Source organism: Microbispora bryophytorum (genome assembly GCF_043197435.1).
GTDB lineage: Bacteria > Actinomycetota > Actinomycetes > Streptosporangiales > Streptosporangiaceae > Microbispora > Microbispora bryophytorum.
This window is the reverse complement of record NZ_JBICTF010000001.1, coordinates 495,760-519,509: the sequence shown is the minus strand read 5'-3', so window position 1 is coordinate 519,509 and position 23,750 is coordinate 495,760. Positions and strand designations below refer to the sequence as shown.

Genomic DNA, 23,750 nt, shown 5'->3' with positions numbered 1-23,750 from the left:
CCGGCCCCGGCCTACGGCTACGCCAGGCCGAGCTGGGCCTCGAAGCGGCCCTCCTCGAGACGGTGCTTGACCGTCGTGAGGAAGCGGGCCGCGTCGGCGCCGTCGACCAGGCGGTGGTCGTAGCTGAGCGCGAGGTACACCATCGAGCGGACCGCGATGACCTCGCCCTCCGGGGTGTCCACGACGACCGGGCGCTTGACGACCGCGCCGGTGCCCAGCATGCCGACCTGCGGCTGGTTGAGGATCGGCGTGTCGAACAGCGCGCCCCGGCTGCCGGTGTTGGTCAGCGTGAACGTGCCGCCGGTGATCTCGTCCGGGCTCACCTTGTTGGTGCGGGTGCGCTCGGCGAGGTCGGCGATCTTACGGGCGAGCCCGGCGATGTTGAGGTCGCCCGCGTTCTTGATCACCGGGACGAGCAGGCCGCGCTCGGTGTCGGTCGCGAAACCGAGGTGCTCGACGTCGAAGTAGGTGACCTCGTTGGTCTCGCTGTTGATCGTGGCGTTCAGCTTCGGGTGCTGCTTGAGCGCCTCCACCGCGGCCAGCGCGAAGAACGGCATGAACGACAGCTTCACGCCCTCGCGCCGCAGGAACTCGCCCTTGGCCCGGTCGCGCAGGCGGGCGATGCGGGTGACGTCGACCTCGACCACGGTGGTGAGCTGGGCCGAGACCTGCAGCGACTCCACCATGCGCTTGGCGATGGTCTGCCGCAGGCGCGACATCTTCTCCGTACGGCCGCGCAGCGTGGTGTCCACCCGCACCTCCGACGCGGCGGGCGCGGCGGCGGGAGCCTGGGCCGGGGCGGGCGCCGCCTGCGGGGCCGCGGGAGCGGCGGCAGCGGCGGCGGCCTGCTCACGCTGGACGCGGGCGGCCTCGATCACGTCCTGCTTGCGGATCCGGCCGCCGACGCCGGTGCCGGTCAGCGCGTCGAGGTCGACGTTGTGCTCGGCGGCGAGCTTGCGGACCAGCGGCGTGACGTACGGGCTCTCGCCGGACGAGGGCAGCGGGGTCGGCTCGCTCGGCTGCGCGGCCGGAGCCTGCTGCGCCGGAGCCTGCGGGGCCGGAGCCTGCGGGGCCGGAGCCTGCGGGGCCGGAGCCTGCGGGGCCGGAGCCTGCGGGGCCGGAGCCGGGGCCGGGGCGGGCGCCGGGGGCGCCGGCTGCGGGATCGACGAGATCGGCGCGGCGGGGGCGGGCTCGGGGGCCGCGGCCTGCGCAGGGGCCGGAGCGGGCTCCGGCTCGGGCTGCGGAGCGGGAGCCGGAGCCGCGGGCTCGGCGGCGGCCGGGGCGGCGCCCGCCTCGGAGTCGATCAGGGCGAGCTCGGCGCCGACCTCGACCGTCTCGTCCTCAGCGACGATGATCTTGGTCAGGTAGCCGGCGGACGGCGAAGGGATCTCGGTGTCGACCTTGTCGGTCGACACCTCGAGGAGCGGCTCGTCGGCCTCGACGCGGTCGCCTTCCTTCTTCAGCCAGCGGGTGACGGTGCCCTCGGTAACGCTCTCGCCGAGCTGGGGCATGGTTACGGAGACCGGCATGGTGTGTCTTCTCTCGCGTTCGCTAGGAGGGCTTCAGTTGTGGACGTGCAGCGGCTTGCCGGCCAGGGCCAGCATGGCCTCGCCGAGGGCCTCGGACTGGGTCGGGTGCGGGTGGATGAGCTGGGCGACGTCGGTGGCCGTGGCCTCCCAGTTGAAGATCAGCTGAGCCTCCGCGATCAGCTCGCCCACCCGGCTGCCGACCATGTGGACACCGAGCACCCGGCCGTCGCGCTCGGCGACGACCTTGACCTCGCCCTGGGTCTGCAGGATCTTGCTCCGGCCGTTGCCGGCGAGGTTGTAGTTCTGCTCGACGACGTCGTGACCGCGCTCGCGGGCGACCGACGTGGCGATGCCCACCGACGCGACCTCGGGCTCGGAGTAGGTGATGCGCGGCACGCCGTCGTAGTCGATCGGCACCGGGTTCAGCCCGGCGATGTGCTCGGCGACCAGGATGCCCTCGGCGAAGCCGACGTGGGCGAGCTGCAGCGTGGGGATCAGGTCGCCCACGGCGTACACACCCGGCACGCTGGTCTGGCAGAACTCGTTGACCAGCACGTAGCCGCGCTCCATCGCGACGCCGTTCTCCTCGTAACCGAGGCCGGCCGAGACGGGGCCGCGGCCGACGGCGACGAGCATGATCTCGGCGTCGAGGGTCTTGCCGTTCTCCAGGGAGACGACGACCCCGGTGTCGGTGGTCTTGACGCTCTCGAACCGGGTGCCCAGCTCGTACTTGATGCCACGGCGGCGGAAGGCGCGCTCCAGCAGCTTGGAGCTGGACTCGTCCTCCAGCGGCAGCAGGTGCGGCAGCGCCTCGACGATCGTGACCTCGGCGCCGAAGGAGCGCCACACGCTGGCGAACTCGACGCCGATGACGCCGCCGCCCAGGATGACGACCGAGGACGGGATCCGGTCGAGGACCAGCGCGTGGTCGCTGCTGATCACCTTCTCGCCGTCGATGTCGAGGCCGGGCAGCGACTTCGGCACCGAGCCGGTCGCCAGCACGACGTTGCGGCCCTCGTAGACCTGGTCGCCGACCACGACGCGGCCGGGGCCGGCCAGGCGGCCCTCGCCCTCGACCACGGTGATCTTCTTGCTCTTGACGAGCCCGGCCAGGCCCTTGTAGAGGCCCGCGATCACCTTGTCCTTGTACGCGTGGACGCCGGGGACGTCGATGCCCTCCAGCCGGGTGCGGACGCCGAACGACTCACCCTCGCGGGCCTGGTCGGCGAGCTCGGCCGCGTGCAGCAGCGCCTTGGTGGGGATGCAGCCGCGGTGCAGGCAGGTGCCCCCGACCTTGTCCTTCTCGATGAGGACGACGTTCATGCCGAACTCGGCCGCCCGCAGGGCACAGGCGTAACCACCGCTACCGCCACCTAGGACGACGATGTCGTAGGGGCCGCTGCCATCAGCCACTGGAATGCTCCTTGGTCGTATTCACACCGCCGGGTGGATCCGGCAGCATCTTTTCACTTGTCCCGGAAGATCGTGGCCCCGGCCCGGGCCCGCACGGCAGGCCGCGGCGGAGCCGTCTTCCCTCTTCGAACAGCCCGCGAAGGCTCTTTCTGTCTAAACAGCCTGCGCGGACGTCCCGTTCCCCGTGTAGCGCTCGGCCACGGCGACGAGCGTGCGGGTCAGCGCGCCGGTGCCGCCCTTGGGCGTGTAGCCGTGCGGCTCGCCCTTGTTGAACGCCGGCCCGGCCATGTCCACGTGCGCCCAGCGGACGCCCGCGGGGACGAACTCCCGCAGGAAGATGCCCGCGGCGAGCATGCTGCCCCACCGCTCGGGCTGAAGGTTGGCGATGTCGGCGACCGCGGAGTCGAGCCCCTTGCGCAGCTCGGCGGGCAGCGGCATGCCCCAGGCGCCCTCGCCCTGCTCGCCGGCGATGCGGACGATCTCCTCGCGCAGGGCGTCGTCGTTGGCCATCACGCCGGCCGTACGCCACCCGAGCGCCACGATCTGGGCGCCGGTCAGGGTGGCGACGTCGATGATCACGTCGGGCTCGTCCTCGGCGGCGCGGGCGATGCCGTCGATCAGCACCAGGCGGCCCTCGGCGTCGGTGTCGAGCACCTCGACGGTCTTGCCGCTGTAGGTGTGCAGGACGTCGGAGGGACGCTGGGCGCTGCCCGAGGGCATGTTCTCGGCGAGGCAGAGGTAGCCGACCGCGTTGACGCGCAGGCCCAGCCGGGCGATCGCGAGGAGCGCGCCGAACACGGCTCCCGCTCCGCCCATGTCCGACTTCATCCAGTCCATGGAGGCGGAGGGCTTGAGCGACAGGCCGCCGGAGTCGAAAGTGATGCCCTTGCCGACGAACGCGACCTTCCGGGTGGCCTCCGGGTGGCTGTAGGCGACGCGGACCAGGCGCGGAGGGTTGACCGAGCCCTGGCCGACGCCGACGATGCCGCCGTAGCCGTCCTCCTTGAGCCTGACCTCGTCCAGCACCTCGACCGACAGGCCGGCCTCAAGGCCGGTCTCCTGGGCGATCTCGGCGAAACGCGCGGGCCAGAGGTCCGACGGCGGCGTGTTCACCAGGTCGCGGACGAGGGTCACGGAGTCGGCGAGCGTCGCCGCGTGCGCGACGGCCTCCTCGGCCCCGGCCGCGGCGGACAGGACGGTCAGCTCGCCGACCGGCTGCCTGCGGTCACCGCCGGTGCGGTAGCGCGTGAAGTCGTAGGCGCCCAGCAGGCCGCCCAGCGCCACGGCCTCCGCTTCGGCGGCCGTACGGGCGGGCAGGGCGAGCGTGGCGGACGCCGTGCCGGCGAGGGAGCGGACGGCGGCTCCGGCCGCGCGGCGCAGGGTTTCCAGGTCGTAGCCATCCCCGGCGCCGTCCTGCGGGGCGGCCTGCGGTGCTGCCTGCGGGGCGTCGCCGAGGCCCACGGCGACGGCGACGGGCGCGGGCAGCGCCCCGAAGGTCGGGATCTTGACGATCTCCTGGGTCTTGCCGGTGAACCCCATGGTGGTGAGGATCTCGGCTAGTCGTCCGTCCAGGGCCTGGTCGAGGCCTTCACCTCCGGGAGCCGGGCGTGGACCCTCCGGGGTCGTGTGGACGCCGATTATGAGAGCACTGGTCTCGATGGAGACCGCGTCAGATGCGTTGATGCGCACTGTGGTCACGTGAGCCGATGCTAGCTGGGCTTACTCGGCTACGCATAAACGAGGGTTCATCCTACCTATCGATGGCCTCGATGATGCCAATGGAACTAGCACCATCGCACCCTTCCGGACATATGGTGCTAATGTCGGTAGCATCATGTTGCTCACGCTCGATCTCAACGATCCGCGGCCCCTGCACGAACAGGTGGCCGTCGCCATCAGGCGCGCGATCGAGGCCGGGGACATCGCCCCCGGCGATCGGCTGCCGCCGGCCCGCGACCTGGCCCACGCGCTGGGCGTCAACGCGAACACGGTGCTGCGCTCGCTGCGCGACCTGCGGGACGAGGGCCTGCTGGAGTTCCGCCGCGGGCGCGGCGTGTCGGTGCTGCGGCGGCCGGACGGCCGCGCGGCGCTCAGGACGCGTGCGCGCGATCTGCTCGACGAGGCCGCCAGGTATGGCCTCACCGCCGGCGACGTCGTCGCTCTCATCACGGACCTCAGTGAGGAAATGGCATGACCGACCCGCGCGACACCTCCGCAACCGGCTTCCGCGCCCGATTCCTGCCGGCCGCCGCGGCCTGGGCCGTCCTGGTCGCCGCCGTGCTCGTGGCGGTGCCGCTCGTGCTCGCCGACCGCCTGCCGGACCCGCTGGCCACTCATTGGGGGCCGTCCGGGCGGCCCGACGGCTCGATGTCATTCGCCGCCTTCGCGCTCTTTCCGGTCGTGCTGTGGGTCGTCGTCGCGGGGATCGGCATCGGCGTCGCGGCGCGCGCTCGCACGTTGGTCCGCCGGGCGCCGCGCGCCTTCTACTGCGCCGGGCTGGCCTGGGCGGGCGGGCTCCTGATCACCACGCAGGCGTTCACGGTCGCCGCCAACCTCGACCGCGGCGACTGGACCCGCGCGGCGGGCATGACCTGGCAGGTCGCGGTGGTCGTCGTCGCGCCGATCGCGCTCGGGGCGCTGGGCTGGCTCGCCGGCCGCCGCGGCCCGGACGCCTCCCCGGCGCCGCCGCCGGCGGAACCGGTGATCGACCTCAGTCCGGGAAAGCGGCCGGTGTGGGTCTCCACCGCCACCGCGCCGTGGGCGTCCTGGCTCACGCTCGTGGCGCTCGCCGCCGCGGTGGTCGTCGCGGCCGCGGCCCGGTCCGGCCTGATCCGCGACGGGTGGGGCGCCGTGGTGCCTCTGGCCCTGACAGGCGTGGTCGGCGCGGTGCTGTCATCGGTCTCGGTGCGGGTCGTCCCCGAATCGCTGACGGTGTCGGTCGGCCCGCTGCGGTGGCCCTTGCGCAGGGTGCGTCTCGACCGTGTGGAGCGGGCGTGGGTGGAGGAGCGGTATCCGGCGCAGGTGGGCGGCTGGGGATACCGAGGGCTCCCCGGACGGGCCACGATCATGATCCGCGGCGGCGAGTGCCTGGTCGTCAGGTACACCTCCGGCGGTGAGCTGGGGATCACGGTGGACGACGCCGCCGCGGGCGCCGCCCTGCTCAACGCCCTCATCGCCCGGCAGCACCCCTCCGTCGAAAGGTGATGACCGTGATCCGGCGCAACGCCGATGTCTGCCTGTTCCTCCTCGTCGCGTTCGGGGCCTCGTGGCTGATCGCGCTGCCCCTGTGGACGGGACCGGTCAGCCCGTCCGCCTTCCAGCTTCTCGGCATCCCGATCATGTTCACGCCGTCCCTGGGCGTACTGGCCGTGTGGCTCACCCGGCGGCGCGGCACGCCGCTGCGGGAATGGGCGCGGGCGACCGGGCTCACGCTCGGACCGGACCGGGGCACGACGGCCCCGCTCCTGGTGGCGGCGCTGCTCGGCGTGCCGCTTCTCGTGGCCATCGCTCTCCTGGTGAGCGCCGCCGTCGGCGTCGTGAGCCTCGACTTCGCCGGGCTGAGCCTGTTCCGCGCGCAGCTGGGCGCGGCAGCCGACAAGGTGCCGCTGGACCCGCGGGTCCTGTACGTCGTGCAGGTCGTGCAGGCCGTGCTGATCGCCCCGTTCATCAACGCGATCCCCGCGTTCGGAGAGGAGTGGGGCTGGCGGGGCTGGCTCCTGCCGCGCCTGCTCGGAGACCCGGCGGTCGCCCCCATGCCGGCGGTCGCCCCCGTGCCGGCGGTCTCGCCGATGCCGGGCGTCTCGCCGGAGCCGGCGGGAGTGCCCGGCCCGGGGGAGCGGCGGCCCGCCCGGGTGTGGCCGGCGATGGTGCTGTCCGGCGTGATCTGGGGTCTGTGGCACGCGCCGCTCACGTTGAAGGGCTACAACTACCCGGAGCTCGGCGCCTGGGCGGCGGTGTTGTTCGTCGGCTTCTGCGTCATCTTCGGGGCGCTGCTCGGCTGGATGCGGCTGCGGTCCCGCAGCGTGTGGCCCGCGGTCATCGCACACGGCTCGCTGAACGCCGTGGCGGGCCTGGCGCTGCTCCTCGGCGACACGGCCGCCCCGCCGAACGCGGCGCTCGCCGGGATCACCGGGGTCGTCGGCTGGGTGCTGCTCGCGGCCGCCGTCCTCGTCGCCTACCGGCTGCGTCCCGTCACCACGCCGCGCTGAGCCGCCTGTTCGCGAGGGTCACATCAGCAGGACGGCGGTCAGCAGCGTCACCGTCGTGGCCGTCTCCACCAGGGCGCCGAGCACGTCGCCCGTGACGCCGCCCAGCCGCCGTACGGCCCGGCGGCGCAGCAGCGCGGCGGCCCCCAGCCCGGCGGCCATCGCCAGCAGCAGCCCGGCCACCGTGATCAGGTACGGATCGGCCGCCAGGTGGTGCAGCACCCCGCCGGGCCGCACGTCCGGGCCGGAGATGTACCCGGTCACCTCGGAGTAGGTGACCAGCGCGGGATGAGGGCGGTCGAAGGGGTTCGACAGACCGGACGGCCGGCAGTAGTCCAGCAGCGACGGACCGGCGGCCTCCGCGAGAGCGAGCACGGCGACCACGGCGGCGGTCGCGAGGGTGGCCCCGATCGCGGCACCCCGCCGTACGGTGCCGGCGACGAGCGCGCCGAGGCCGGTGGGCCGGGCGGCGGGCACGCCCCCGCGGCACGCCCACGTGACGGCCAGCCTGCCGGTCGCCGCCGCCGTCACCAGCGCGGCCCAGGCGGCCGTGCCGTCCCGCGACAGCGCGGCCACCTGCACGAGCAGGGCGATCACGATGGTGACGACCCCGAACGGGCCGATGTCGGAGCGCTTCATCACCTCCAGCGCGCCGTCGGCCGGCCTGCCGCTGCCGAACCCGTCGGCCAGGTCCGCGAGGCCGTCCAGATGCAGGGCCCGGGTCAGCCAGGCCAGCGCCGCCACCGCGAGGACGGCGCCGAGCAGCGGCGAGCCCGACACCGCGCCGGCGACCGCGAGCACCACGGCGGCGGCCAGGCCGAGGAGCAGGCCGACGAACGGCGCCAGCGACATGGCGCGTCCCGCCACGGCGCGGTCGACCTCCACCGGCCGTACGGGGAAGACGGTGAGGGTCCCGACCGCGAGCCGCCAGGCCGCGCCGGGGCCGCTCATGCCGGCTCCTTGCCTGGCGGCTCACGGTCGCATGAGCGGATCACCCTGTGCTTGCCGGTCTGCTCGCTTCGCTCGCTCACGGGGGAGGGTTCGTGGGGCACGAGGGCAGATCGTAGTTCTCACAGGGGCAACGGGACGACCCGCCCGGAGACCACCAGGGCGACGTCCTCGGACTCGCGGGCGAGTGCCTGGTTGAGGCGGCCGAGCGCGTCGCGGAACAGCCGTCCGGCGGGCGTGGCCGGGATCACCCCGAGGCCCACCTCGTCGGTCACCGCCACCACCCGGGCGCGGGTTCCGCGCCAGGCGGCTGTCAGCGCGTCGCACCGCTCCGCCACCCGGTCGAGGGCGGCGCGATGGCCGGCCGCGGGCGTGCCGTCCGGCCAGGCGGCGCACTCGTCGAACACGGCGGCGAGCCAGGTGCCGATCCCGTCGATGAGCGACGTCCCCGGACCGCCGGACAGGACGGACGCGAGGTCGGTCGTCTCCACGGTCCGCCAGTGCGCCGGGCGCCGTTCACGGTGGGCGCGCACACGGGCGAGCCAGGCCGGGTCGTCACCGCCCGAGGGCCCGGTGGCGACATAGGTCACCTCGGGTTCGGCGGCCAGGCGGAGCTCGGCCTCCTCGGACTTGCCGGACCGCGACCCGCCCAGCAGCAGCGTCCGGCGTGGCCGCACCCACGGCGCCGCCTCCACGCTCGCCGCCCGCACGCTCGCCGTGTCCACGACGGTCCCGTCGGGGACGGCCGTCGCGCCCCAGAATCCGAGGCGGCGGGCCAGCTCGCTCTCCGCCGGGATCCGGTGGCCGAGGTGCACCGCGATGATCGGTGTCGCGGGCGTGACCCGTCCGCGGCGGCGCAGGTCGCCCAGCCGCTCCGGCCGGTCGGGCAGGTCCATGAGCACCACGTCGAAGGGCGCGTCCGCGTCCCGCGCGGGAGAGCCGGTGGCGGGTCCTACGGCGTACAGCAGGCGATCGCCGCCGGGCCCGGTGACCTCGCACCCGTCGGCCGTCCGGTGGATCACGTACCCGGCGGGCGGGCGGGCGTCCGTGAGCCGTACGCGGCCGTCGAGCACGATCGAGGCCGGACGCCGGTGGCCGGGGGCGAGCCGGCCGCAGGACGCGCAGGGACAGCCGGGGACGGGCCAGCCCTCCGGGCCGCCGGTTCCCTCCAGGCGGATCTCCATGCCGCTGCCTTTCCGCGTCCGTGTCGCCGGGCGCCCCGCGTCGGCGGGGGAGTGGACGCCGGGAAGAGAGGATAGGGTCCGGCTGCACGGTCGTTGTGCCGCACCGGCCCCGGCGTGAAGTCCCGCGCGGGGGCCGCGAGGAACCGAAGGAGCGGGTGCGGATGATTTGGCGGTGGCGTTACGAGGACGCGAACGGCGGCGAGGTCACGGACCGGCCGCTGCCCCGGGAGATCTTCTCCAGCCAGTCGGACGCGGAGTCGTGGCTGGGGGAGAGCTGGCGCGAGCTGCTCGAGGCCGGTGTCGAGCAGGTCACGCTCATGGAGGACGAGCGGGTCGAATACTCGGGGATGTCCCTGCGCGCCGAATGAGCCGGGCGGGGGCCGGGACCGCGACGAGCGCGGTGCCGACCCCCGTGACGACACCGGTCCGGCAGGACCGGCGACGGTGTCAGGGACGCGTGGGCGGGCTGACGGTCTTGGCCGGGTCACGCTCGACGACCTCGCCGAGCACGTCGTCGATCTTCTTGAGCACCTCGGCGTCGAGCTTCACGCCCGCGGCCTTGACGTTGTCGCGCACCTGCTCGGGCTTGGTGGCCCCGATGATGGCCGACGACACGTTCGGGTTCTGCAGCACCCACGCCACGGCGAGCTGGGCCATCGAGAGCCCGAGGTCGGCCGCGATCGGCTTGAGGTCCTGCACCCGGCGCAGCAGTTCGTCGTCCATCAGCCGGCCGATGAAGCCCGAACCGGACGGGTCGGTGGCGCGGGATCCGGCCGGCGGCGGCTGGCCGGGCAGGTACTTGCCGGTGAGCACACCCTGCGCGATCGGCGACCAGACGATCTGGCCCAGGCCCTCCTTCTCGCACAACGGCACGACCTCGGCCTCGATGACCCGCCAGAGCATCGAGTACTGCGGCTGATTGGACACCAGCCGGTCGAAGCCCATCTCGTCGGCGATCTTCAGGGCCCTGGCGATCTGGTCGGCCGACCACTCGCTGACGCCGACGTACAGCACCTTGCCCTGCCGTACGAGGTCGTCGAAGGCCCGCAGGGTCTCCTCCAGCGGCGTCTCCGCGTCGTAGCGGTGCGCCTGGTAGAGGTCGACGTAGTCGGTCTGCAGCCGCCGGAGCGACCCGTTGATCGACTCAGTGATGTGCTTGCGGGACAGCCCGCGGTCGTTCTTGCCCTCCCCGGTCGGCCAGTAGACCTTGGTGAAGATCTCCAGCGACTCGCGGCGCACGCCCTTCAGCGCCCGGCCGAGGACGTCCTCGGCCCTGGTCCCGGCGTAGACGTCGGCGGTGTCGAAGGTCGTGACGCCCTCGTCGAGAGCCGCTCGGACGCACTCGACGGCGGCGTCCTCCTCCACCTGCGACCCATGGGTGATCCAGTTGCCGTAGCTGATCTCGCTGACCATGAGGCCACTGCGGCCAAGATGACGGTATTCCATGGTCCGACCTTAGGTCATGACATCGCGTCACTCCGCCGGGTGGTTCGCGATAAGGTGCCCGGCGTGCGCCGCTTGATCGCTTCTCGCCGTGTACGAGTGGCTCTGGTCGTCGCGCTGGTCGCCGGTGCGGCCGCCGGACTGCTCGTCGCCGCACGCCGGCGCCGTGCCGCTCCGCACCCTGCCCCGCCGGCTTCGCGGCACCCCGCTCCGCCGGGGGATGCCGGAGACCTGGCCGGGCGCGGCCCCGAGCCCCTGCTCGGATGGCCCACGAGCGAGGACCTCGAGAGGTATGACCGGCCGGAGGGCGGCGCGCCGATCGCCCGTCTCCTCGACGGCCTCCCCCGGATCGAGCGGCCGCGCGGGAGGAAGGCGCGCCGCTGGACGGCCGCGCTCGCCGCGCTCGGCCTGCTCGTGCTCGCGTCGCAGTTGCTGGAGAACGCCGTGTTCCGCCCGCAGGCCGGGACGGCCTCCGGCCGGGCCGCGTACGCGGGCGCGTACGCCGAACCCGCCACCGCGGTCCCGTCGGCGGATCCGGTCACCGGTGTGCCCGCGGCCCAGCCGCCGCTGCCGTCCCGCGACCCGGCGTGCGCGCTCAGGAAGACGGGCTCTACGGCCCCGGCCGCACGGCCGGTCTCCCGGCGCGTGACGGCCGCGGTCAACCGGCAGTGGCGGCGGATGGAGAGATGGCTGAAGGCGCACGCGCCGAGGACGTACGCCTCGCTGAACGGCCCGGCCGGTCATGTGCTGCTGGCGAAGGCCGAGGCCCGGCTGGGGAGGCGCATCCCCGACTCGCTCAGGGCCTCGCTGCTGCGGCACGACGGCGCCCGCGGCCCGGCGGCGTTCCGGTTCTCGTCGAGTTACGAGATCTTGGGCGCGCGCGGGCTGGTCTCCTCCTGGCCCGAGGCCTGCGGGCTGGGCGGAGGCATCCCCTTCGCCTACGACTCCGACTTCGGCGACTATCTCGTGACGAACTCCGCCACCGGCGGCGTGGGCTCGGCCGACTGGGAGATGCCGTACGCCGAGGACGAGTGGTCGTCGTACTACGCGCTGCTCAAGAGCACCGCGGACGCCCTCGCCAAGGGCGGCCCGGTGGGCGGGTGGGTCCCCGTGGTACGCGAGGGCGTCCTGGAGTGGAAGTGAGGCAGCCCAGGCCAGGCCCGGCCCAGGCAGCCCAGGTGAGGCGGCCCAGGTCAGGCAGACCGGCTAAGACGGCCCGGGTCAGGCGGCCGTGCGGGTCACTTCTTCGCGCCGGCCGTGTTCTTGAGGGCGACGGGGAGGCCGCCGGGCAGGACGGCCGGCTTGGGGAAGCGCAGGCGGCGCATCTGGGACGAGCGCATCGCCGCGTAGAAGCCCACGCCCTTGAGGTCCTCGCCCGGGAACTTCTCCGCCGCCTCCTTCTTCACCTTCCCCGCCACGTAGAAGGAGCTCGCCAGCACGAGCACCATCACGACCGGCAGCGACATGGTGTAGACCAGCAGGACGGCCGAGCGGACCGGGATCGGGAACGGCACCATCGACAGCAGCATGATGACGAACACGACGGGCAGGAAGTACTGCCCCGGCAGCCGCCGCGAGTCCACCCACTCGCGGGCGAACTTGCGCACCGGGCCGCGGTCGCGTGCCGGCAGCGCCCGTTCGTCGCCCCGCAGCAGGGCCTCGCGCTGCTTGCTGCGTAGCGTCTTGTCGCGCTCGCGCGACAGGCGGTAGGCCTCCTTGCGGTTGGCCGGAGCGGTCACCGGGGAGCGGCGGCGGCCCTGCGCCTCGCTCCGCTTCGGGGTAGGACGACCCTTCCCCGGGGTGCCGTGGGGCTTAGGATCCTCTACAGGGACGGGGGAGTCCTCCGCGGAGGTCTGGCTGCGACGTCGGAACACGTCGCCCAGCCTACCGGGAGTGCAACTTAGTGACGCCCTCGCGCGTTATGCGTAGGGTGAACCCAGGCGGCTGCGCCGCCTGACAAGGGGTTTGAGACGGCTGGGATCACCCACGCACAACCTGAGAAGGGGACGGCCGACGCGCATGAGCGTGATGAAGAGACTTTCCATGATCTTCAAGTCCAAGGCCAACAAGGCCCTGGACAAGATGGAGGATCCGCGGGAGACGCTGGACTATTCCTACCAGCGCCAGCTTGAGCTGCTGCAGAAGGTCCGCCGGGGCGTGGCCGACGTGGCCACCAGCCGCAAGCGGGTGGAGCTGCAGATCAACCAGCTCGAGGGGCAGGCCACGAAGCTGGAGAACCAGAGCAGGCAGGCCCTGTCGGCCGGGCGCGAGGATCTGGCCCGTGAGGCGCTGACCCGCCGCAACGGTCTCAACACCCAGATCGCCGACCTGCGCATCCAGTACGGCAACCTGCAGGGTGAGGAGGAGAAGCTCACCCTCGCCAGCCAGCGGCTCCAGGCCAAGGTCGACTCCTTCCGCACGAAGAAGGAGACCATCAAGGCCACCTACACGGCGGCCGAGGCCCAGACGCGGATCAACGAGGCGTTCTCCGGCATCTCCGAGGAGATGGGCGACGTCGGCCTGGCGATCCAGCGGGCCGAGGACAAGACCGCGCAGATGCAGGCGCGCGCGGGCGCGATCGACGAGCTGCTGGCCAGCGGCGCGCTGGACGACTTCACCGGGCAGCGTGACGACATCCAGGCGGAGCTCGACCGCATGGGCGGCGGCTCGGACGTCGAGCTGGAGCTCGCCAAGATGAAGGCCGAGCTCGGCCAGGGCCCGGCGCCCAGGAGCGCGATCGAGCCCGGTCAGCAGCAGGGCCAGGCCGCCCCGTCCAGCCAGCAGCACACCCAGCAGCTGCGCCAGCCCGGGGAGGGACTGTGATCGTCAGAATCATGGGTGAGGGACAGGTCGAGATCGGCGCCGCCGACATCGACGTCCTCAACGAGCTCGACAGCGAGCTGGAGGCCGCGATCGAGTCGGACGACGAGATCGAGTTCCGCACCAAGCTGCACGCGCTCCTCGACAAGGTGCGTCACGTCGGCAAGGCCCTGCCGGACGACTCGCTCGAGCCGTCCGAGCTGATCCTGCCTCCGGCCGACGCCTCCATCGAGGAAGTGCGGGAGATGCTCGGCGACACCGGGCTCATCCCTGGCTGATGGCATCCACGCGCTTCGCCCCTGATCGCGGACTCACCGTCCGGATGACCGTGACGATGTTCCTGCTCGGGCTGCTCTACGTCGCGTTCGTGGCCCTCCTCATCGCGATGGGCGTGCGTGCGGTCACCGTGCTCGTGATCGCCGGGGGTTTCCTGCTGGCGCAGTACTTCCTGTCCGACAAGATCGCGCTGTTCGCGATGCACGGGCGGGAGGTCTCCCCGCAGGAGGCCCCCGAGCTGCATGGAATCATCGACCGGCTGAGCGCGATGGCGGGGATGCCGAAGCCGCGGGTGGCGATCGCCGACTCGGACCTTCCGAACGCGTTCGCCACCGGACGCAACCAGAAGCACTCGGTGGTCTGCGTGACCACCGGCATCCTGCGCAGGCTCGACGCCCGGGAGCTCGAAGGGGTGCTGGCCCACGAGATGTCCCATGTGGCCCACCGGGACGTGGCGGTGATGACGATCGCCTCGTTCCTGGGGGTCGTGGCCGGTCTGATGACGCGCTTCGCGCTCTACACCGGTCTGGGCGGCCGGAGGAACGACAACGGGCCCCCGGTCGGCCTGATCATCTTCGCGGTCTCCGGGCTGGTCTACGCCGTCAGCTTCCTGCTGACGCGGGCGCTGTCGCGCTACCGCGAACTGGCCGCCGACCGCGCCGGCGCGCTGCTGACGCAGCAGCCGAGCGCTCTGGCCAGCGCCCTGGTCAAGATCAGCGGAGACATCGGCAGGATCCCGACCAGGGACCTGCGCGAGGCGCAGCCGTTCAACGCCTTCTTCTTCGCGCCCGCCCTGTCGGGACAGAGCATCGCCTCGCTGCTGTCGACCCACCCGTCGCTGGAGCGCAGGCTGGACCAGCTCGCCAGGATCTCCGCGGCCCTGGGCCGCTGATGAGGAGGCACTGATGGGCTGGTTCGACGCCCTGCTCGGCCGCTCCAAGCCCGCCAGGCCCGATCTGGACGCGCTGTTCGGCCTGCCGTCGGCCGCCGTCACGCTGCAGGCCGCCACCGGATTCGCCCCGGCGGGCACCGGCTCGGTGTGCTTCCGCGCCGCGGAGGGCGGCGCGTTCGCCCGGCTCGAACAGGACATCGAGGCGCTGATGGGCCGGGTCGAGGTCTCCCGGGACTCCTACGGCTACACCTGGCTGCAGGTGCGCAACCCCGACGTGGCCGGGCTCGTGACCGACCTGCACGCCGCCAACTCTTCCCTGGAGTCGGCCGGGTTCGGCCCGTCGCTGCTGTGCTCGCTCGTCACCTTCGCCGACCCCTCGCACAGGACGCTGGCGATCGTGTATCTCTACAAGCGCGGCACGTTCTACCCCTTCGCCCCCGCCGGCGAATCGCGCCGCGACAACGCACTGGAACTACAGGTGCGGAGCGTGCTGGACCACGAGCTCACGATCGAGCCCGAGCTGGCGAGCTGGTTTCCCGTCTGGAGCGCCCCCGGCCTGTGACCCTTCGGGAGTCCTCATGACCGAGTGGACCCACCTGCGGCGCACCGAGGCCGCGAGCGAGCAGATCGGCCGGATGGCCGAGGCCGTACGGGGACGGGACGGCGCCACGCCCGTGCCGACCTGCCCGGGATGGGACCTCAGGGAGCTGGTCGAGCACACCGGCGCCATCCACCGGTGGGCCGCCGCGATGGTGCGGGATGGCGCCCGCCGCCGATACGACCGCGCCGCGATGGACCTCGGCTTCCCCGAGGACTTCGCCGGCCACGCGGACTGGCTGGAGGCGGGAGCCGTACAGCTCGCCGAGGCGCTGAAGGGCCGCGACCCGGACGACGAGGTGTGGAACTGGACGGGGGACCGCAGCGCTCGGTTCTGGTCCCGCCGCCAGCTCCACGAGACCGTCGTCCACCGCGCCGACGCCGAGATCGCCCTGGGCATCGCCCCGCAGGTGGACGAGGACGTCGCCGCCGACGGGGTGGCGGAGTTCTTCGACCTGCTCCCGCATACCCGCTGGCGGCCCCAGATCGCCGAGCTGAGGGGCGGCGGGGAGACGATCTCCTGGTGGACGGAGACGGGTGGGGCGTGGCTCGTGCGGCTCACGCCCGAGGGGTTCACGTACGAGCGGTCCGACGCCCAGGCCGTGACGGCGGATGTCACCGTGCGCGCGGAGACGACCGGCGAGCTGATGCTGACGCTGTGGGGACGGCGCGAGCCCGGCGCGGCCGAGGGCGACGCGGCGCTGCTGGACTGGTGGCGCGAGCGCGCCAAGATCTGAGGCGCGGTTCGGATGCGGATCTGAGGCGCGGATCTGAGGCGCGGATCTGAGGCGCGGTTCCGAGTCGTGGTTCTGCGGCGCGGATGCGAGGCGTGGTTCTGACGCGTGGTTCTGCGGCGCGGATCCGGAGCCGGGTGCCGAGGACAGGGCGGGAAGACGCGGGCGCCCCCGGGAGATCCCGGGGGCGCCCGCGTCGTACGGCCGCGACTACGGCAGGGCAAGCATGCGGTCGAGGGCGACCTTGGCCCAGTGGGTGGTGTCCGCGTCGACGGTGATCTGGTTGACGACCTCGCCGTCGGCCAGCGACTCCAGGGCCCAGACCAGATGCGGCAGGTCGATGCGGTTCATGGTGGAGCAGTAGCACACGGTCCGGTCGAGGAACGTGATGGTCTTGTCAGGGAACTGGCCGGCCAGGCGGCGCACCAGGTTCAGCTCGGTCCCGACGGCCCAGGAGGACCCGGCCGGGGCCTCCTCCAGCTTGCGGATGATGTATTCGGTGGAGCCGACGAAGTCGGCCTTCGTCACGACCTCGTGGCGGCACTCCGGGTGCACGAGCACGTTCACCCCGGGGATGCGGGCCCGCACCTCGTCCACGCACTCGGCGGAGAAACGCCCGTGGACCGAGCAGTGGCCCTTCCACAGGATCATCTTCGCGTTCTCCAGCTGCTCCCGGGTGAGGCCGCCGTTCGGGCGGTGCGGGTTGTAGACCACGCAGTCGTCCAGCGACAGCCCCATCTCCAGCACGGCCGTGTTGCGGCCCAGGTGCTGGTCGGGCAGGAACAGCACCTTCTCGCCCTGCTCGAAGGCCCAGTCGAGGGCGCGCTTGGCGTTGGAGGAGGTGCACACGGCGCCGCCGTGCCGTCCGCAGAACGCCTTGATGTCCGCGCTGGAGTTCATGTACGTGATCGGCACCACCTGGTCGGCGATGCCGGCGTCCTCCAGGGCGTCCCAGCAGTCCTCGACCTGGGTGAAGGTCGCCATGTCGGCCATCGAGCAGCCGGCGGCCAGATCGGGGAGCACCACCTTCTGCGTGTCACCGGTCAGGATGTCGGCCGACTCGGCCATGAAGTGGACACCGCAGAACACGATGTACTCGGCCTCGGGCCGGGCGGCGGCCTCGCGGGCGAGCTTGAACGAGTCGCCGGTCACGTCGGCGAACTGGATGACCTCGTCACGCTGGTAGTGGTGACCGAGCACGAACAACCGGTCGCCAAGCCGCTCCTTGGCCGCGCGGGCGCGCTCCACGAGGGTCGGATCGGACGCGGGAGGCAGCTCGCCCGGGCAGTCGACGCCGCGTTCGCTGTGCGGATCGGTGCCCTGGCCGAGGATGAAGAGCGGAAGACCGGTCTCGGTGATCGTCACGACCACACCCCCTAGGGGACTTATCGTCTAACTGACGACTAATCATTACACATCACACCGCCTGGTTCGTCGCACGGGTTGCCCGTGAGCCAGGTGGAATGTGTAAGGCTTCACGGGTGTTGGTAGCGTCTAGATAGGACGTCGGAACCAATCGACCGCCCCGAAGGGCGGTTGGCGCAGACGCGGGAGTCAGTACATGACGGTTGAGAGCAGCGAGACCACGCAGCAGGGCCTGATCCTGACTGACGCGGCCGCCGGCAAGGTCAAGAGCCTGCTCGAGCAGCAGGGCGAGGAGGGGCTGCAGCTCCGGGTGGCCGTCCAGCCGGGTGGCTGTTCCGGCCTGCGTTACCAACTCTTCTTCGACGACCGCTCGATGGACGGCGACGTGGTCTCCACCTTCGGCGGCGTGCACGTCGTCACCGACCGGATGAGCGCGCCGTACCTCGTCGGGGCCACGGTCGACTTCGTGGACACCATCGAGAAGCAGGGCTTCACCATCGACAACCCCAACGCGACGGGGTCGTGCGCGTGCGGCGACTCGTTCAACTGACGTCGTCCGGCTGACGACGGGCACGCGCCCGGCGGTGCCGGGCTCGTGCCCTGTGGAGCGTGGGTCGAACGCCCCGTACGGAACGTTCCGTGCGGGGCGTCGTCATGCCCGAGACGGTACGCTCAGTAGGTTCGGCGGGATCAACATCCCGGCCCTTTCTCTCTGATGCTGACAACGAGGAGAATGACCCCGTGCGCATCGCCGTCACCGGCTCCATCGCCACCGACCATCTGATGACGTTCCCCGGCCGCTTCGGCGACCAGCTCATCGCCGAGCAGCTCGACCGGGTGTCGTTGTCGTTCCTCGTCGACGATCTGCAGATCCGCCGCGGCGGATGCGCGGCCAACATCGCGTTCGGCATGGGCTGCCTCGGGCTCACCCCGGTCCTCGTCGGCGCGGTCGGCGCGGACTTCGCCGACTACCGCTCCTGGCTGGAGCGCCACGGCGTCGACTGCGCCTCGGTGCACGTCTCCGAGCTGCACCACACGGCGCGCTTCCTGTGCACCACGGACGACGACCACAACCAGATCGCCTCGTTCTACACCGGCGCGATGGCCGAGGCGAGGGAGATCGAGCTGGGCCCGATCGCCGAGCGGCTCGGCGGGCTCGACCTCGTGCTGATCAGCCCCAACGACCCTGCGGCGATGCTGCGGCACACCGACGAGGCGCGCCGGCGGGGCATCCCGTTCGCCGCCGACCCGTCGCAGCAGCTCGCCCGCATGCCGGGCGAGGAGATCCGCCAGCTCGTGGAGGGCGCGGCCTACCTGTTCAGCAACGACTACGAGCTCGGGCTGATCGAGCAGAAGACGGGCTGGTCCGGCGAGGAGATCCTCGACCGGGTCGGTGTCCGGGTGACCACCCTCGGCCCCAAGGGCGCCAGGATCGACCGCAAGGGCGAGCCGTCGCTGCACATCTCGCCGGCTCCGGAGCTGGGCAAGGCCGACCCGACCGGTGTCGGCGACGCCTTCCGCGCCGGGTTCCTCGCGGGCCTGTCCTGGGGGCTGCCGCTGGAGCGCTGCGCCCAGATCGGCAACCTCACCGCCACCCACGTGCTCGAGCGGGTCGGCTGCCAGGAGTACGAGCTGGGCCAGCGCGTCTTCCTGGAGCGCTTCGCCGGGGCGTACGGCTCCGCGGCGGCCGACGAGGTGGGCGCGCACGCCCGCTGCCACTACGCCTGAGAACGCCGAGCCGTCAGGCGCGGCTCAGTAGCGGCTCAGTAGTTGCGGCGCACGTGGATGGACCAGCCGCCCTGCGGCAGCTCGTAGCTCGCCACGTGCTCGTGTGACTTCAACCGGCACCAGGCCGGGACGTCGGTGAACGCGGCGGGGTCGTCGGCCAGCACGGCGACCACGCCGCCCGTCGCCACCTGGTTGATCCGCTCGGCCAGCATGATGATCGGGATCGGGCACTTGCGGCCCAGCGCGTCGATCGTCAGCGCGGGCGGCTCCACCGGCTGGACCGGCTCGGCGAGCTCGGCCTGAGCCGCCTCGGGAGACCGCCGGGCGCCGCCCGTCCGTCTGCGCCACATCAGTGCACCCCCAGGCTCGACCGGATCCGCCGCACGATGTCCGGGAGCACCGCGAGAAAACGATCGATGTCGTCCTCGGACGCGCCCCGGGGCAGCGATACCCGCACATTTCCGTGCGTAAGCACGCCCATTGCCTCCAGAACATGCGATGGACGAAGCGTACTCGCCGTGCAGGAGCTGCCGGACGAGACGGCGAAACCGGCCTTGTCGAGCTCGGTCAGCAGCGCCTCGCCCTCGACGTACAGGCAGGAGAACGTCACGAGGTGCGGCAGCCGCAGGACCGGGTCGCCGACGACCTCCACGTCGGGCACCAGGCGGGGCACCTCGGCGCGGATCCGGTCGACCAGGGCGGACAGCCGCCTTCCCTCGGCCTGCGCCTCCTCGGAGCGGGCGCGCAGGGCCGCGGCGGCGGCCACGATCGCGGGCACGTTCTCGAACCCCGGCACGCGCCGCCGCTCCCGCTCGTCCTCGGGCAGCGGCGAGCGCCAGCGCACGCCCTTGCGCACCGCCAGCACGCCCACCCCGGCCGGGCCGCCCCACTTGTGCGCGCTCGCGGTGAGGACCGACCAGCCCTCGGGGATCGGCAGGCGGCCCGCCGACTGGGCGGCGTCGACCAGCAGCGGCACGCCCGCCTCCCGGCAGGCGCGCGCCGCCTCCTCGACCGGCTGAAGGGTCCCCACCTCGTGGTTGGCCGTCTGCAGGCACGCCAGGGCCGTGCCGGGGCGCGCGACGGACTCGGCGAACGCGCCCGCGTCCACCCGGCCGGTACGGCTCACGCCCACGATCTCCATCTCGCCGCCGGCGTGCTCGTGGACCTCGCCCGCGTGCAGGACGCTGGAGTGCTCGACGGCGCCCGTCACCAGGCGCGTCCCGGCCCGGCGGCGGCCGGCCAGCGTGCCGAGCACTCCCAGGTGGACGGCCTGCGTCCCCGACGAGGTGAACGACACCTCGTCGGGCCGGGCGCCGATCAGTTCGGCTACCTCTGCCCGCGCGCGCTCCAGTAACATCTGGGCGCGGCGCGCCGTGCCGTACAGGCGGGCGGGATCGGCCCAGCCGGCGTCGATCGCCGCCAGCAAGGCGTCACGGGCCGCGGGATGGAGAGGTTCGGTCGACGCCGCGTCGAGGTAGGCCACAGTTAGGACATTAACGGGGGCTGCTCAGAGGGGCGGCGCCGGTCCGCGCTAATGTGTCCCCCAGCGTGAACTCAACAAAGTAATGGGCAGACCGGTCACAAGGCTGGTGCCGGTCTCACCCAAGGGTCAATTGGAAAAACCACCCAGGAGAGGAACTCCTGGGCTTCATCTGTGGGGTAGGCGATCCGTGAGTCCGACCCGCCGTACGACACGGCGACCGTGGGCACGCCGCCGGTTGCCCGGAGCCGCCGCCCTGGCGCTGCTGGTGGCGTCCGGGACGGCGTGTAGCAACCAGGCGATCGATCAGTGGTCCCGTGGGGGCATGCCGGAAGGTGTCACCAAGCAGTCCGACATCGTCCAGACGCTCTGGAACGGGAGCTGGATCGCGGCTCTCGCCACCGGCGTGGTCGTCTGGGGACTGATCCTGTGGGCGTGCATCTTCCACCGGAAGAAGAAGAACAGCCCCGATCAGCTGCCTCCGCAGGTGCGCTACAACCTGCCGATCGAGATCCTCTACACGGTGGTCCCGGTCATCATGGTCGCGGTCTTCTTCTACTTCACGGCCCGTGACGAGACCGAGATCACGCGGGTCACCAAGGCCGCCCCGGTCAAGGTCGCCGTCGAGGGCTACCAGTGGAGCTGGCGCTTCACGACCGAATACCAGGGCCAGAAGGCTGTCGTCGCCGGCGTGCCGGTCGACCTCAGCAAGCAGAGCGCGGAGAACCCGCAGGGTCCGCAGCTCGTGCTGCCGGTCAACACCCAGGTGCATTTCGACCTGCACTCGCCCGACGTCATCCACTCGTTCTGGGTGCCGGCCTTCCTGTTCAAGCAGGACGTCTTCCCGGGCAACGTACGCAACCAGTTTGAGATCACGACGCTCGACAAGACGGGTGTCTTCGTCGGCCGATGCGCCGAGCTCTGCGGCACCGACCACAGCAAGATGCTGTTCTCCGTGAAGCTCGTGCCGCAGGCCGAATTCGACCAGTACATCAAGAGCCAGGCGGGGAGTGCGCAGTGACCGCCATCCAGGAACCGGCGGGCGTCGTCGCCCGGCCGTACACCAAGGGCACGGTCATCGCCAAGTGGCTGTCCTCGACCGACCACAAGGTGATCGGGCATCTCTACCTGATCACGTCGTTCGTGTTCTTCCTCATCGGCGGCCTCATGGCGCTGGTGATGCGGGCCGAGCTCGCGCAGCCGGGGCTGCAGGTCGTGTCGAACGAGCAGTTCAACCAGCTGTTCACCATGCACGGCACGATCATGCTGCTCATGTTCGCGACGCCGCTGTTCGCCGGCTTCGCCAACGAGCTGATGCCGCTGCAGATCGGCGCCCCTGACGTGGCGTTCCCGCGGCTGAACATGGTGAGCTACTGGCTCTACCTGTTCGGCAGCACGATCGCCGTCTCCGGCTTCTTCACCCCGAACGGGTCCGCGTCGTTCGGCTGGACCGCGTACGCGCCGCTGTCCAACGCGGTGACCTCGCCGGGCCTCGGCAGCGACCTGTGGGTCATGGGCCTGGCACTGTCCGGTCTCGGCACGATCCTCGGCGCGGTGAACTTCATCACCACGATCCTCACCATGCGGGCCCCCGGCATGACGATGTTCCGGATGCCGATCTTCACCTGGAACATCCTGCTGACCAGCATCCTGGTGCTGCTGGCGTTCCCGGTGCTGGCCGCCGCGCTGCTCGCCCTGGAGGCCGACCGCAAGCTGGGCGCCCACATCTTCGACTCGCCCACCGGCGGGCCGATGCTGTGGCAGCACCTGTTCTGGTTCTTCGGCCACCCCGAGGTCTACATCATCGCGCTGCCGTTCTTCGGCATCATCACCGAGGTCCTGCCGGTCTTCAGCCGCAAGCCGATCTTCGGGTACGTCGGACTGGTCGGCGCGACCATCGCCATCGCCGGCCTGTCGGTCACCGTCTGGGCGCACCACATGTTCGTCACCGGACAGGTGCTGCTGCCGTTCTTCTCGTTCATGACGTTCCTGATCGCCGTGCCGACCGGTGTGAAGTTCTTCAACTGGATCGGCACCATGTGGCGAGGTCACCTCTCGTTCGAGACGCCGATGCTGTTCGCGGTCGGCTTCCTGGTGACCTTCCTGTTCGGCGGTCTGACCGGCATCATCCTCGCCTCGCCCCCGCTGGACTTCCACATCAGCGACACCTACTTCGTCGTGGCCCACTTCCACTACGTGGTCTTCGGCACCGTGGTGTTCGCGATGTTCGCCGGCTTCTACTTCTGGTGGCCCAAGTTCACCGGCAAGATGCTGAACGACAAGATCGGCAGGCTCCACTTCTGGCTGCTGTTCTTCGGGTTCCACCTGACCTTCCTGGTGCAGCACTGGCTGGGCGTCATCGGGTTCCCCCGCCGGTACGCCGACTACTCGGCGGCCGACGGCTTCACCGACCTGAACATGATCTCCTCGGCCGGCGCGCTCCTGCTGGGCCTGTCCACCCTGCCGTTCTTCTACAACGTCTGGGTGACGTGGCGTAAGGCGCCCAAGGTCACCGTGGACGACCCGTGGGGCTTCGGCGGCTCGCTCGAGTGGGCGACCTCCTGCCCGCCGCCGCGGCACAACTTCGTGTCGCTGCCGCGGATCCGGTCCGAGCGCCCGGCGTTCGATCTCAAGTACCCGCACATCACCGCCAAGCCGGAGCTGGTGGAGGAGTCCCGATGAAGATCCAGGGATGGATGTTCCTGCTCTGCGGCGTCTTCTTCGCCGCCGCGGACGTGGTCTATTGGTTCTGGTCCAAGGAGCCGACCGGCACCACCGCCATGGCGATCTCCGTCGGCCTGGCCCTCATGATCGGCTATTACCTGCTGTTCACCGCGCGTCGCATCGGCGACCAGCCGGAGGACAACAAGGAGGCCGAGATCAGCGACGGCGCGGGCGAGATCGGCTTCTACAGCCCGCACAGCTGGTGGCCGCTGTTCGTGTGCCTGTCGGCCGCGCTGACGTTCTTCGGCTTCGCGATCGGCTGGTGGCTGTTCTTCATCGGCGTGTTCTGCACGGTCATGAGCATGATCGGATTCGTGTTCCAGTACTACCGGGGCAACTTCTCGCACTGAGCGCGTGAACCCCGCTGGGCGGCCGGTCGGCGATCTCGCCGACCGGCCGTTCGCGTTCTTTG

The 23,750-nt window shown here is 71.5% G+C and carries 25 protein-coding genes; 15 read left to right on the top strand and 10 right to left on the bottom strand.

Translation table 11 applies throughout. The features are described from left to right. Positions 1 to 17 precede the first annotated feature (17 nt). The 3 genes from sucB to ACGFIB_RS02375 form a co-directional block, all read right to left on the bottom strand. Positions 18 to 1,529, bottom strand: a complete 1,512-nt coding sequence (gene sucB / locus ACGFIB_RS02385) for a 2-oxoglutarate dehydrogenase, E2 component, dihydrolipoamide succinyltransferase (RefSeq protein WP_393367922.1) — start codon at positions 1,527 to 1,529, stop codon at positions 18 to 20. Positions 1,530 to 1,562: 33 nt separating this feature from the next. Further along, positions 1,563 to 2,942 carry a dihydrolipoyl dehydrogenase gene (gene lpdA, locus ACGFIB_RS02380; protein WP_357257859.1) on the bottom strand — a complete coding sequence of 460 codons (1,380 nt, stop codon included), beginning with the start codon at positions 2,940 to 2,942 and terminating at the stop codon, positions 1,563 to 1,565. A 153-nt stretch (positions 2,943 to 3,095) separates the two neighbouring features. Continuing rightward, positions 3,096 to 4,640 (bottom strand): leucyl aminopeptidase, encoded by a 1,545-nt coding sequence (locus tag ACGFIB_RS02375; RefSeq protein WP_357257861.1) that lies wholly within the window; start codon positions 4,638 to 4,640, stop codon positions 3,096 to 3,098. 136 nt (positions 4,641 to 4,776) lie between these two features. Between ACGFIB_RS02375 and ACGFIB_RS02370 the strand changes: the two genes are divergently transcribed. Genes ACGFIB_RS02370 through ACGFIB_RS02360 form a run of 3 tightly spaced genes read left to right on the top strand, consistent with a single transcriptional unit; the run spans position 4,777 to position 7,150 of the window. Continuing rightward, entirely contained in the window at positions 4,777 to 5,136 is a 360-nt protein-coding gene (locus tag ACGFIB_RS02370) for a GntR family transcriptional regulator (RefSeq protein ID WP_142568415.1), read from the top strand. Then, positions 5,133 to 6,146: a DUF1648 domain-containing protein gene (locus ACGFIB_RS02365; protein WP_357257862.1), complete on the top strand. Its 1,014-nt coding sequence runs from the start codon at positions 5,133 to 5,135 to the stop codon at positions 6,144 to 6,146. The genes ACGFIB_RS02370 and ACGFIB_RS02365 overlap by 4 nt, the downstream gene beginning before the upstream one ends. A gap of 5 nt (positions 6,147 to 6,151) precedes the next feature. Next, a complete protein-coding gene (locus tag ACGFIB_RS02360; protein ID WP_393367918.1) occupies positions 6,152 to 7,150 on the top strand; it encodes a CPBP family intramembrane glutamic endopeptidase in 999 nt (332 codons plus the stop codon). A gap of 18 nt (positions 7,151 to 7,168) precedes the next feature. On the opposite strand, the gene ACGFIB_RS02355 is transcribed toward ACGFIB_RS02360, so the two are convergent. Next, the gene (locus ACGFIB_RS02355; protein WP_357239861.1) at positions 7,169 to 8,098 is read right to left on the bottom strand and encodes an adenosylcobinamide-GDP ribazoletransferase; all 930 of its coding nucleotides are present in this window, start codon (positions 8,096 to 8,098) and stop codon (positions 7,169 to 7,171) included. A 119-nt stretch (positions 8,099 to 8,217) separates the two neighbouring features. Beyond that, entirely contained in the window at positions 8,218 to 9,279 is a 1,062-nt protein-coding gene (locus ACGFIB_RS02350; RefSeq protein WP_357257868.1) for a bifunctional adenosylcobinamide kinase/adenosylcobinamide-phosphate guanylyltransferase, read from the bottom strand. 161 nt (positions 9,280 to 9,440) lie between these two features. Here ACGFIB_RS02350 and ACGFIB_RS02345 point away from each other — a divergent pair, with 161 nt between their 5' ends. Next, positions 9,441 to 9,647 (top strand): hypothetical protein, encoded by a 207-nt coding sequence (locus ACGFIB_RS02345; protein ID WP_079313380.1) that lies wholly within the window; start codon positions 9,441 to 9,443, stop codon positions 9,645 to 9,647. A gap of 79 nt (positions 9,648 to 9,726) precedes the next feature. Here the strand turns inward: ACGFIB_RS02345 and ACGFIB_RS02340 are convergent, their stop codons facing one another. Next, a complete protein-coding gene (locus ACGFIB_RS02340) occupies positions 9,727 to 10,725 on the bottom strand; it encodes an aldo/keto reductase family protein (RefSeq protein ID WP_357239870.1) in 999 nt (332 codons plus the stop codon). Between the two features lie 96 nt (positions 10,726 to 10,821). Between ACGFIB_RS02340 and ACGFIB_RS02335 the strand changes: the two genes are divergently transcribed. Further along, a complete protein-coding gene (locus ACGFIB_RS02335; protein ID WP_357257870.1) occupies positions 10,822 to 11,865 on the top strand; it encodes an SMI1/KNR4 family protein in 1,044 nt (347 codons plus the stop codon). A 95-nt stretch (positions 11,866 to 11,960) separates the two neighbouring features. On the opposite strand, the gene ACGFIB_RS02330 is transcribed toward ACGFIB_RS02335, so the two are convergent. Beyond that, the gene (locus ACGFIB_RS02330; RefSeq protein WP_142568422.1) at positions 11,961 to 12,596 is read right to left on the bottom strand and encodes a DUF3043 domain-containing protein; all 636 of its coding nucleotides are present in this window, start codon (positions 12,594 to 12,596) and stop codon (positions 11,961 to 11,963) included. A gap of 145 nt (positions 12,597 to 12,741) precedes the next feature. On the opposite strand from ACGFIB_RS02330, the gene ACGFIB_RS02325 reads away from it, so the two are divergent. The 5 genes from ACGFIB_RS02325 to ACGFIB_RS02305 are packed head-to-tail and all read left to right on the top strand — an operon-like array spanning position 12,742 to position 16,044. Next, positions 12,742 to 13,545, top strand: a complete 804-nt coding sequence (locus ACGFIB_RS02325) for a PspA/IM30 family protein (RefSeq protein ID WP_142568423.1) — start codon at positions 12,742 to 12,744, stop codon at positions 13,543 to 13,545. Next, complete coding sequence (gene pspAA / locus ACGFIB_RS02320) at positions 13,542 to 13,820, top strand: PspA-associated protein PspAA (protein WP_142568424.1); 279 nt, start codon at positions 13,542 to 13,544, stop codon at positions 13,818 to 13,820. Before ACGFIB_RS02325 ends, pspAA begins: the two co-directional genes overlap by 4 nt. After that, positions 13,820 to 14,710: a zinc metalloprotease HtpX gene (htpX, locus tag ACGFIB_RS02315; protein WP_142568425.1), complete on the top strand. Its 891-nt coding sequence runs from the start codon at positions 13,820 to 13,822 to the stop codon at positions 14,708 to 14,710. The genes pspAA and htpX overlap by 1 nt, the downstream gene beginning before the upstream one ends. Before the next feature lie 13 nt (positions 14,711 to 14,723). Next, the gene (gene pspAB, locus ACGFIB_RS02310; RefSeq protein WP_357257872.1) at positions 14,724 to 15,272 is read left to right on the top strand and encodes a PspA-associated protein PspAB; all 549 of its coding nucleotides are present in this window, start codon (positions 14,724 to 14,726) and stop codon (positions 15,270 to 15,272) included. A gap of 16 nt (positions 15,273 to 15,288) precedes the next feature. Continuing rightward, a complete protein-coding gene (locus ACGFIB_RS02305; protein WP_357257874.1) occupies positions 15,289 to 16,044 on the top strand; it encodes a maleylpyruvate isomerase family mycothiol-dependent enzyme in 756 nt (251 codons plus the stop codon). Between the two features lie 207 nt (positions 16,045 to 16,251). Here ACGFIB_RS02305 and nadA read toward each other — a convergent pair whose 3' ends face one another. Then, on the bottom strand, positions 16,252 to 17,406 hold the full coding sequence (gene nadA / locus ACGFIB_RS02300) for a quinolinate synthase NadA (protein ID WP_357257875.1): 1,155 nt from the start codon (positions 17,404 to 17,406) through the stop codon (positions 16,252 to 16,254). Between the two features lie 196 nt (positions 17,407 to 17,602). Between nadA and erpA the strand changes: the two genes are divergently transcribed. Together erpA and ACGFIB_RS02290 are read left to right on the top strand one after the other, a co-directional pair. Beyond that, positions 17,603 to 17,956 (top strand): iron-sulfur cluster insertion protein ErpA, encoded by a 354-nt coding sequence (gene erpA, locus ACGFIB_RS02295; RefSeq protein WP_142568429.1) that lies wholly within the window; start codon positions 17,603 to 17,605, stop codon positions 17,954 to 17,956. 191 nt (positions 17,957 to 18,147) lie between these two features. After that, on the top strand, positions 18,148 to 19,134 hold the full coding sequence (locus ACGFIB_RS02290) for a carbohydrate kinase family protein (protein ID WP_191050457.1): 987 nt from the start codon (positions 18,148 to 18,150) through the stop codon (positions 19,132 to 19,134). A gap of 35 nt (positions 19,135 to 19,169) precedes the next feature. Here ACGFIB_RS02290 and ACGFIB_RS02285 read toward each other — a convergent pair whose 3' ends face one another. Together ACGFIB_RS02285 and ACGFIB_RS02280 are read right to left on the bottom strand one after the other, a co-directional pair. After that, positions 19,170 to 19,484: a sulfurtransferase TusA family protein gene (locus tag ACGFIB_RS02285; protein ID WP_142568431.1), complete on the bottom strand. Its 315-nt coding sequence runs from the start codon at positions 19,482 to 19,484 to the stop codon at positions 19,170 to 19,172. Beyond that, positions 19,484 to 20,617 carry a cysteine desulfurase family protein gene (locus ACGFIB_RS02280; protein ID WP_357257878.1) on the bottom strand — a complete coding sequence of 378 codons (1,134 nt, stop codon included), beginning with the start codon at positions 20,615 to 20,617 and terminating at the stop codon, positions 19,484 to 19,486. The genes ACGFIB_RS02285 and ACGFIB_RS02280 overlap by 1 nt, the downstream gene beginning before the upstream one ends. 187 nt (positions 20,618 to 20,804) lie before the next feature. Here ACGFIB_RS02280 and ctaC point away from each other — a divergent pair, with 187 nt between their 5' ends. The 3 genes from ctaC to ACGFIB_RS02265 are packed head-to-tail and all read left to right on the top strand — an operon-like array spanning position 20,805 to position 23,688. Then, positions 20,805 to 21,635: an aa3-type cytochrome oxidase subunit II gene (gene ctaC / locus ACGFIB_RS02275; protein ID WP_435822317.1), complete on the top strand. Its 831-nt coding sequence runs from the start codon at positions 20,805 to 20,807 to the stop codon at positions 21,633 to 21,635. Then, complete coding sequence (gene ctaD / locus ACGFIB_RS02270) at positions 21,632 to 23,296, top strand: aa3-type cytochrome oxidase subunit I (protein ID WP_229689635.1); 1,665 nt, start codon at positions 21,632 to 21,634, stop codon at positions 23,294 to 23,296. The genes ctaC and ctaD overlap by 4 nt, the downstream gene beginning before the upstream one ends. After that, on the top strand, positions 23,293 to 23,688 hold the full coding sequence (locus ACGFIB_RS02265; RefSeq protein ID WP_142568435.1) for a cytochrome c oxidase subunit 4: 396 nt from the start codon (positions 23,293 to 23,295) through the stop codon (positions 23,686 to 23,688). Before ctaD ends, ACGFIB_RS02265 begins: the two co-directional genes overlap by 4 nt. Positions 23,689 to 23,750 lie beyond the last annotated feature (62 nt).